Origin of the sequence: Lysinibacillus sp. (assembly GCF_032093475.1) — a bacterium.
Classification (GTDB): Bacteria; Bacillota; Bacilli; order Bacillales_A; family Planococcaceae; genus Lysinibacillus; species Lysinibacillus irui.
Window position 1 is genome coordinate 1 of the sequence record NZ_DAMDAY010000149.1, and the last position, 9,637, is coordinate 9,637.

The 9,637-nt window shown below is 36.3% G+C and carries 11 protein-coding genes and 2 tRNA genes; 2 read left to right on the forward strand and 11 right to left on the reverse strand.

All coding sequences use genetic code 11. The features are described from left to right. On the forward strand, positions 1–565 hold a 565-nt coding region (locus tag RT445_RS21320; protein WP_313471513.1), incomplete at its 5' end, for a catalase. Between the two features lie 45 nt (positions 566–610). Here the strand turns inward: RT445_RS21320 and RT445_RS21325 are convergent. The 3 genes from RT445_RS21325 to nagB form a co-directional block, all read right to left on the reverse strand. After that, complete coding sequence (locus RT445_RS21325) at positions 611–1,009, reverse strand: cytidine deaminase (RefSeq protein WP_274794474.1); 399 nt, start codon at positions 1,007–1,009, stop codon at positions 611–613. A 13-nt stretch (positions 1,010–1,022) separates the two neighbouring features. Beyond that, positions 1,023–1,928, reverse strand: coding sequence for a S66 peptidase family protein (locus RT445_RS21330; protein WP_274794475.1), 906 nt, complete (start codon positions 1,926–1,928; stop codon positions 1,023–1,025). Between the two features lie 364 nt (positions 1,929–2,292). Continuing rightward, positions 2,293–3,006 (reverse strand): glucosamine-6-phosphate deaminase, encoded by a 714-nt coding sequence (gene nagB, locus RT445_RS21335; RefSeq protein WP_274794476.1) that lies wholly within the window; start codon positions 3,004–3,006, stop codon positions 2,293–2,295. Between the two features lie 186 nt (positions 3,007–3,192). Between nagB and RT445_RS21340 the strand changes: the two genes are divergently transcribed. Continuing rightward, the gene (locus RT445_RS21340; RefSeq protein ID WP_274794477.1) at positions 3,193–3,939 is read left to right on the forward strand and encodes an arylamine N-acetyltransferase family protein; all 747 of its coding nucleotides are present in this window, start codon (positions 3,193–3,195) and stop codon (positions 3,937–3,939) included. Positions 3,940–3,975: 36 nt separating this feature from the next. On the opposite strand, the gene RT445_RS21345 is transcribed toward RT445_RS21340, so the two are convergent. The 8 genes from RT445_RS21345 to RT445_RS21380 all read right to left on the reverse strand — a co-directional run bounded on the left by RT445_RS21345 (position 3,976) and on the right by RT445_RS21380 (position 9,576). After that, positions 3,976–5,061 carry an S-layer homology domain-containing protein gene (locus RT445_RS21345; RefSeq protein WP_274794478.1) on the reverse strand — a complete coding sequence of 362 codons (1,086 nt, stop codon included), beginning with the start codon at positions 5,059–5,061 and terminating at the stop codon, positions 3,976–3,978. Positions 5,062–5,141: 80 nt separating this feature from the next. Then, the gene (locus RT445_RS21350; RefSeq protein ID WP_312507331.1) at positions 5,142–5,492 is read right to left on the reverse strand and encodes a VOC family protein; all 351 of its coding nucleotides are present in this window, start codon (positions 5,490–5,492) and stop codon (positions 5,142–5,144) included. Between the two features lie 124 nt (positions 5,493–5,616). Beyond that, complete coding sequence (locus RT445_RS21355) at positions 5,617–6,303, reverse strand: ABC transporter ATP-binding protein (RefSeq protein ID WP_312507332.1); 687 nt, start codon at positions 6,301–6,303, stop codon at positions 5,617–5,619. 2 nt (positions 6,304–6,305) lie between these two features. Next, a complete protein-coding gene (locus RT445_RS21360; RefSeq protein WP_312507333.1) occupies positions 6,306–7,337 on the reverse strand; it encodes an ABC transporter permease in 1,032 nt (343 codons plus the stop codon). Between the two features lie 184 nt (positions 7,338–7,521). Beyond that, positions 7,522–8,271 (reverse strand): phosphotransferase family protein, encoded by a 750-nt coding sequence (locus RT445_RS21365; RefSeq protein ID WP_312507334.1) that lies wholly within the window; start codon positions 8,269–8,271, stop codon positions 7,522–7,524. Positions 8,272–8,620: 349 nt separating this feature from the next. Then, positions 8,621–8,971, reverse strand: coding sequence for a hypothetical protein (locus RT445_RS21370; protein WP_274794483.1), 351 nt, complete (start codon positions 8,969–8,971; stop codon positions 8,621–8,623). 403 nt (positions 8,972–9,374) lie between these two features. Then, a tRNA-Leu gene (locus tag RT445_RS21375) sits at positions 9,375–9,455 on the reverse strand. A 47-nt stretch (positions 9,456–9,502) separates the two neighbouring features. Then, a tRNA-Cys gene (locus RT445_RS21380) sits at positions 9,503–9,576 on the reverse strand. Positions 9,577–9,637 lie beyond the last annotated feature (61 nt).

A 9,637-nucleotide genomic window follows, 5' to 3' on the forward strand; every position in this document is an offset into this window, starting at 1 on the left:
TAAAATGTTGCAAGGTCGTACTTTCTCTTATTCCGATACACAGCGTCATCGTGTAGGAGCCAACTATTTGCAATTACCGATTAACGCACCTAAAAAACGGGTTGCAACCAATCAACATGGTGGGCAAATGATGTATAAGCGTGATTTGGCACCTGGTCAAAATCCACATATTAATTATGAACCATCCATGTTGAATGGTTTAAAGGAAGCCACACAGACAGGCAAGGAATATACACCTTATATAGAAGGAAATCTTGTTCGAGAATCGATTGATCGTCAAAGTAATACGAAGCAAGCAGGTGAAACCTACCGTAACTTTGAGCAATGGGAACGTGATGAGCTTCTTGAAAATTTAATTCGTGACTTAGCTGTCTGTCATGAAGATATTCAAAACGCCATGATAGCTCTTGCGGAAGAAGCGGATGAAGAATATGGACGCTTACTAAAAGAAGGAATACAAAAGGCCAGAGAACATTCCTCTACTTCTAAGCCACTTGGCAATATTGATGGCAATCAAGCGCCTCAAGATGCAATAAATAAAGGTCATGATGCTGAGCCCTATTAAGAAAGCAAAAAAAGACATTACATTTTTTGTAATGTCTTTTTTGTATTATTGATATGCTCTATACCAATGATAGGGCTGTATTTCTTTCAATGATTTAAATAGTAATTCACCATCTGGGTTGGTAATGGCTGCTTTGACATTCTCTCCCCAATAAAAAAGTCTTTCCTGGCAAACCCCACATGGTGTAAGCACTACAAACTCTGATTTTTCATTTTCTCGAGCTACACAAATCGAATGCGTAACCTTTACATTAAATTTATGTGCCTCTAGTATAGCACCTGTTTCCATACATAGTTCAGTAGCTGCATTGATTACCTCTGGTGCAACACTTGTTAAAATCTGTCCATTTTCGGTATATAACGCTGCAGCTCCTCCCCATCCAGAGGGGTATCTTTTTTCTGCTAATGCTATTGCAGCCTCATAGAGTACTTTTTCAATAGCCATCTTCATCCCCCTCTCATTCATGCACGCCAGGTAAAATCCGCAACACCTTTTCCTGCGCATCTAAAATAGCATCTACTCCGAACGGGATGGCAATATTCGTTGTTTCATGTCCAATCTTAAAGCCAGCCACAACTGGAATGCCTAAATCCCCAAAATATTCCTTCATTAATAGATGTAATGCCGTTTCATCAGATTTTGTCTGTGTAAATGAGCCAATGACAACACCTGCGAGCTGTTCTAACTTTCTTGCTTGTTTTAATTGCTGAAGCATCGAATCAATTCCTGAGATCGTTTCCCCCATTTCCTCTATTAATAAAATACGGCCCTCTGTTTGCACTTCAAATTTAGTTCCTAATGTGCTGACAAGACGATTGAGATTACCTCCGATCATTTCACCTCGTGCCACACCACCAGCAATCGTTGTTAAGGGAGAGATCGCCTCTGTATACTGAATTTCGATCGGAGAAAATAATTGTAAGAACATTTTCTTCGATAAATCATCTATCTTACTAGCTGACATCAACATTGGTCCGTGAAATGTCACTAGATGAGCATACTCATTTATCGCACAATGTAAATATGTAAGATCTGAAAACCCCCAAAATATTTTAGGATTTTCTTCTAATAAAGCATAATCAATTTTTTCAGCTATTCGTGCAGAGCCGTAGCCCCCCTTTGCACAAAAGATTGCTTTGACCTCCGGATTTTTCACCATTTCATGCAGGTCACTTAATCTCGTCTCATCATCCCCAGCCAAATAATCATGTTTGGCATGGATCGTATCACCGATAATATAGCGAAGACCCAATTCATCTAAAAATGCTAATGCTTCCCCTAGCTTTTCAGGTTCTACAACACTTGAAAGGGCAACAACACCAACTAGATCTCCCTTTTCTAAATGTGGTACGGTACTTTTCAACACAATCCCTCCTCTGTTTTCCTAATTCTAGCATACCAATACTCTGCAAGCATTGAATAGTCTCCTGAAAGGTAATGATATCTTCTGCTCTATTGATGCACGAGGTTTGCTCCAAGATTAGGTGAACCCGCTCGTAGTAGCATGAGATCCGCTCCTAGATGGAATGAAAGACGCTCAATAAGAGAAGAGAATCGCTCTTAGCTAAGGGGAAAACGCTCAAAAACGGGTGCGATCCGCTCCAAAGTAGTGCGAAGGCGCTCAGAAGCCAGTGTTATCTGCTTTAAGCTAAGTCGTTAGTAGTGTATTTTCCAGAAAAAAACAAAAAGCAAAGACCTCAATCATAAGAAGTCCTTGCTTATTATGTTTATTTTGTTCCACCAAAGATAATCGTAACATTTGGATGGTTTAATAATTGACTTGCAGGGAATTCTTCCGTCACATGACCACTTTTTAATTTTTCAATAGCATCAAGTTTCTTTTCCCCAAAGGCAATAAGGACAATTTCTTTGGCCTTCATAATGGATTGAATCCCCATTGTAATTGCATGTGTTGGTACTTCCGAAGGATCATTAAAATAAATAGCATTTTCTGTTCTTGTAGACTCAGTTAATTCTACAATATTGGTCATAGAATCAAACGGAGTACCAGGCTCATTAAAACCTATATGTCCATTTACTCCGATTCCCAAAAGCTGTAAATCTATTCCCCCTGCTTCTTTAATTCGCTCATCATAAGCTACACACTCAGCAGTTAAATCTGCTGTCTTACCATTTGGCAAATGAATATTCTCCGGCTGTATATCCACAAAGTTAAATAAATTCTCATGCATAAATGTCCAGTAGCTTGCAGGACTAGTTTGTTCAAGACCGACATATTCATCCAAGTTAAACGTTTGAATATTCTTAAATGATAAACGATCTGCTTGATGTCGTTTCACTAATTCCTTATACATGCCTACAGGTGAACCGCCTGTTGCTAATCCTAAAATGCTATCAGGCTTCTCTTGTATTTGTTTGGAGAAAATATTCGCGGCAACTTCGCTCATTTCCTCATATGTATTCACTTCTATCCATTTCATTATGCTTACCATACCTACCTTACCTTCATTATTATTAACTAAAATGTAAAATATTTCACTTTATAGTAGCTAATATATTAATTTTACTAGTTATATAACTATTTTTCTATCATTTCCTTGTTAATATTATGCGTGTAATCTTAGGCTGTTTCGGTTATGTTATTAGTATGGAAGTGAGGCGATTTTATGAATTCACAGATTCAGCTATATTTACAGCAAATTCAATTTCAAGGATCTTTGGAGCCAACCATCCAATTACTTGGAAAGCTCCAAACTAAGCATCTGTTGACCATTCCCTATGAAAATTTAGATGTGGCCTTGAACCGTGGTATCTCCTTCGCTATTCCTGATTTATTTCAAAAAATAATTATTAATCGGCGTGGCGGAAATTGCTTTGAACTCAATATTTTATTTAGTTGGCTCTTACGGGAGCTTGGCTTTTCCGTAACCAATCGCTATGCTCAATTTTGGCGCAACGTGGCAGAAAACACTCCTGTAGAAGAGATTCCCATGCATCAGCTTTTATTAGTAAATGACGCTGGACAATCCTATATATCAGATGTGGGTGTAGGTGCTTTAGCCCCCTGTAAGCCTGTACCTTTAATTGCAGGACATCAACACCGTGAAGGCGGTGAGTTATATAAAGTAGAACGGGATGAAATAAATGGTTGGATGCTTTTCGAGCAAGCAAAACAAAACTGGCGTTTGCTCTATAGTTTTCGTGACGATGCAAATGATGCTATGTTTGCTCCCAGACTCTCTAAGCAAAAAAATAAAATTGCTATGATTCGAACGGCTCATGGACGTCATACTATGATGAACAACGAATTTAGAATCTATGAAGGATCCTCCTTAACAACCTATACAACACAGAATGATAAGGAATGGCTACAAGCACTTCAGCGGTTTTTTCATATAACTTTACATGCTTAAAGCAAGCCCACTTTAAAAAGGAGGCTTGCTTTCTGTTTATTTCATTGTACGATTAAGTAACTCGTAAACAACAATATCATTGTGTAGCTCTTTGACTAAACCAATCTCATCGACAAAATAATAAGTTTTTACTACATCACTATAAATTGATTTTTCTTCCAGTATTATCACACCTGAATATTGCACATCCCCCGCCTGAACAGTACCGTTAGTTGTTTTAACTGTCACTCGTACACCAGACGAAACTCCAGGATCATCTTCATGTAACATGACACCTATTCTAAGAGGTAGTTCCAAATATAAGTCGTAATGTGTGTTAGCCTTATCAGCAATAGCCTGACCATATATACGATCATGACCATACAACAGCTCATTAGGAAATGTTTGAGCTGAACTTAAATTTTGAACCGTCCATACATCATTTTTACCGTCATGATGATGATACTGGTAGTTTAACGTATAACGTTTATGATCATTTAAAGAATAATAGGCATACGTATAAACAAAAGTAGGATCTTTTAATAGGTTAGGTCTAGCCAGGGTCATCGCTCGTGCCAAAAACGCTGAGAAATGGGCTCGTGTAACAGGTTTATTTGGCTGAAATGACCCATCCTCATAGCCCCTTACTAAATGATTATGAGCCAGTGCTAAAATTTCCTTATACCCTGGTGTCTGTTCCGTTACATCCGAAAAATAATAGGAATCGGTGCCTTTTAATTGGAAAGCCCGTTGCAGCACAATAGCCATTTGTCCCCTGGTAATCATTGAATCTGGATTAAATTTATCAGCTGAATCAAAAATACCCTTATTTTCTACTGCAGCTATTTCTTTATAATACTTATGCGCTGTCGTTACATCCTGAAAGTTTGGATTTTCTACATTAATTGTATTTAAACCCAAAGCACGAGTTAACATTACAGCTACCTGTGCTTTTGTAACATTTTCATTCGGTTTGAATAAGGTTTTGGAGTAGCCTTTTATAATATCCTGCTCCACCAAATAATCAATTTCTGTCATCAATGTATCATCAGCTATATCTATAAAACTAGCCGCCTTTGCTTCCTTAGGTAATATGCCAATAGTTATCAGGATTAAACATACTATTTTCAATAGGTTTTTCATGTCATTCCTCCTCCATCGATTCTTTACCCTAAAAACTACTTCTTAAAAATTAAAAAAGCCTCTTCTTTAAGAGGCTTTTTTTATTTATATTGAATTAATCCTATGCCTATTCCAGTCGGATCAACCAAATAGGCAAGAAAAAAATTATCAAATTCCATTTTATCTCGCAAAATAGAAGCACCATTGTTTTTTGCCTGTTCAATCACTTCATCAATGGCATCTACTTCAATTTGAATACGAGTACCATGTGGAAAATCGCTTGGTCCTTTACCTATTCCACCATCAATCCCTTTTATCTCTTCGTTCCCTGTCGTAACTTCTCTATAATCCCAAAAGGGGGGTGCCACCTCCCAGCCAAACACCTTATTATAAAACGCAGCTGCTTTCTCTGGATCTTGACTATTTAATTCAAAACCGACCACTCTTCCCATATATATCCTCCTCTACATATTGAAGCATAATGATTAGTTCAATAAACTAGATAAGATTTCCTCTTTATTTAATTAAAAAATGACATTAATATTTAGTTTTATCAATTAGTGAGAGCCTAAAAACTTACTGTATGGTTTGTAATACAATACCATCGTTCATTTTAACAATACGGTCTGTATAAGCTAACATTTCTTCATCATGCGTCACCATCAACGTTGTAATCTTTAATGTTTTGGTTAATTCTCTGAGTAAAAACATAATTTCTTGAGAACGCTGGGAATCTAAGCTAGCTGTTGGCTCATCAGCAAATAATACTTTAGGTTGATGGATGATCGCACGTGCAATTGCAACACGCTGTTTTTCCCCACCTGATAATGAAGAAGGATAAGCTTTTTTACGATGAGCCATTCCCACCAATTGTAATAAGCGATTCACTTCATACTGCTGTTCATGACTCTTTAATGGAGATTCAGCTACATCTAGCATTAATAGCAGCTGCTCCTCCACTGTAAGAAAGGGTACGAGATGCGCGAATTGAAAGACAAAGCCAAATTTACTAGCACGCAACTTTCGTATCTGTTCAGTGCTCATCTTTGTAAGATTTTGTTCCTCAAAGAGTACTTGCCCTTCAGTTGCTTTCTGCAATCCAGCTGCTATCGTTAACAATGTACTTTTCCCTGAACCAGAGGTACCAACCAATGCCGTAATTTCTCCCTCTTTTAATGAAAGATTAATGCCTTTCAAAATTTCTTCTTCGACTTCGCCATTTTTAAACGTTTTTCTTACTGCATCGATTGTAAATAACGTCATGATTAAGCCTCCCCTTGTTGTATAGCTTGTAACGGTTCAATTTTTTTAATTTGTAGCCCTGACAATGTCGCTCCGATAAAACCAATGATGAGGAACACCATGGATAATTGTGTTGTTGTACCAAATGTTAAGGTGAAAGGCATTCCTTTGGGAGCAACTACATTGAAAACCTGGCTAAGACTGACTGATACCACAAGTGATAGAGCTGTAATAATAACCATTTGAGTCCAAATCATTTTAAACAACCTACTTGTTTTTAAACCAATTGCTTTTAAAATGCCGTACAAACCAATTTTTTGTACATTCATCATATAGAAGAAAATAGCAAATAGCATGCCGCTAATCACAACTAAAAACCAAATGATCATGTTTAAGGACAACTGTTCCGCATTATAGCTAGGAATAGTATTGAGAAATTCTTTATTGCTATATGCCTGAAGCTCATTAATGTCCTCTGATCCGCTGTTTGGTACAAAAATTAGCTGTATATCTTTTACTCGGTACATTTCCTGGTAGGCCTCTTTACTAATATAAGCGACAGGTGAATGACTAAATTTCTTTTGCTCTACAAAACCTTTGACAATAAATTCTCCACTGTATTGATTATTCGTCAATACGTCACCAATCTGAATCCCTTTTTCCTGCAACGAGCTATCTAAAATAACCTCACCTTGATGTACATTTTTAAACAGTGTGGATTCCGTAGATGAAACAAAAGCAACACTCTGCTGTTTATCGTCCTTATCATTTAAAAAGCCCATTTGAATCGAAAAAGCCACTGCCTCTTTCTCTTTACCCATTACCTCCTGCTGAAGATTGCTATCGATTCTCGAAAGATTAAACGTACCCTCTGCATCCTCAGCCATGTAAAAATGTCCCTTTGGTAAATCTTTAATTAATGCTGCATTATCTTGTGACAGGCCATTTGCCAAACCTGAAATAATAAATGTTAAAAAGCTTACTAGAAAAATAATGGAGCCCAAAATTAAAAACCGTACTTTATTCTTCTTTATTTCCTTCCAGGCAAGATTCATCCTTAACCCCTCCATTTCGTTGATACCCATATCTTAAAATTGTTAAATGAACGGAGAATGAACTAATATAAAAAAGACATAGAAAACAAAAAACCACTCAAAGATATTTTTATCCTTTAGAGTGGTTGAAGGTTTATTAATTTTTTAAAAAAATTCATATAATCCATTTTTAAAATAGTTGTATTCACTTTCGTCTATTAACTTTACCATACCCTTCATAAAAAATTTGTTTATCTATTTCTGTTTCAAATGCCCATGGCTTAGGACGAACTGCTAAAGCAACATCATATCGTGGGTCACCCCATGCTCCAGCGCTCCAATCAATTATTCCCGAAATCCTCCGATTATGTACAAGTACATTATCAATTGTGAAATCACCATGAATAAAGGTTTGCTGAGTTATCTTTGGTTTGTGTCTCTTCAACCTACTTAACAATTCAGCTGTGCCATCTACTTTATAATTTTTCATATTAAACTCAGCTTGTTCTAGCATATCGTCTATCCATACTGTGTCCTTTATTAACTCCTCTGGACATGGAGTTGAATGAATGGCAGATAGCGTCTTTCCAAAGTTAAATAGTATTTCATGTCTATTTTCTGTATTATCCTCTTTTTCCAGAGCGCTTCTAACGGTGTCGCCTTCTAAATATGCCATTAAAGCCCATGACTGATTTTGTAATGGTTGTTCGATAAAATAATATAGCCTCGGAGTAGGTAAAGCAGATGCTGCTAGATTTTTAAGTACCCATGCTTCTTTCGATAACCAAGCACAGAATGGCATTCCTTTTGCTCTTTTTAAAACGAATGTCCCTCTTTTAGAATTAAGAATTCCTACATCCGATGTATGTCCCTGTCTAGGAAAATGAATATTAATAACTGCTCCGACATACTCGACGATCTCTTTAGGTATTTCGTTTAGTTGTATGGGTTTCAAAATTTTCAACACCTCAGCTTTTATGTATTAACTTCTACTTTACCATCTATAAATTCAATTCTTTGTTATCTTTTCCTTTCTATGCAACAACATTTTTGTATGGTCCACAATGTTAGAGTTGTAATTGAAAGAATAATTATTGGGATAGTTAATTATCATATAAAAATAAGAGGATCCTTTTGAATAGAAGGTTAAAGTGTAGCGAGTATAAGGCTTCTTAAAAGTAATATGTAAACTTTCCTTTTATATAAGCATTGCTGCTTCCTCATAAGCTCTTGGTGGAAGTCGCTATCTCAAAATGTTTTTTAGCATTTCAATTATTTTCTTTTAACCTTATGCATTTATAGTTTCATAGCGTTTTTATATACTTTATGAGGTTATCAATATTTTGCGAATTATATTCCTCCTCTGACAAAAGATAGTAACCACTTTTTGAAAAATCAATGTGACTAAGTAAACTTTTTAAATATGGAGAAATCAAAACTAATACGCCATCATTTTCTAATAATTCCTCTGGAGATTCATACCCATGAGTTACTTCTACATTAAAAGTACTCAAATTATTTTCTTTTAGTGAATCTTCTATGGTTTTTTTCAGTCTCGATGACCTTTTTTTCAAAAAGAATCCTTCTCGATCTAAACCAGTTGCAAATCCTCTAAACCCCATTGCTAATTTTGGATAAATATAAATCGTTTTCATTATAATCATCCTTTCAAAAAAATTATAATCCTTTTAATACTAATCATAAATTTTCTCCAACTTCTATTTTATGTAATATTCATTCATATATTCATCATATTTCCATTTTATTATATCATGTATAGAACATTAGAGACATGATTATAGCTGTGTTAAGTAAATTCATACTGTCCCTTAAATAGCTCTCTTGCTTTTACTAGGTTTAAAATCTAGACTAAGATTAGAAGAATTGTTGGAACCTCTCATAAAACCTTTTTTTAGATAATGAGCTTGTGTAAACATAATCAATTCTACTCGTTTTCGATCGTATTCCTAGGAAATACAAAAAGCTCACAAACCTTGATAGTACAAGGTTTGTGAGCTTTCTAAACTTACTAAATGTAACGTATATATAACGTAATGATACCGGTGGTCGGGGTCGAACCGACACTCCAAAGGAACACGATTTTGAGTCGTGCGCGTCTGCCAATTCCGCCACACCGGCATAATGGAGATAAAAAAAATCGGATAAACCGATTATCAGATAAAATATGGAGGCGGCAACCGGATTTGAACCGGTGATAAGGGTGTTGCAGACCCGTGCCTTACCACTTGGCTATGCCGCCATCATATTGGAGCGGAAGACGAGGTTCGAACTCGCGACCCCCACCTTGGCAAGGTGGTGTT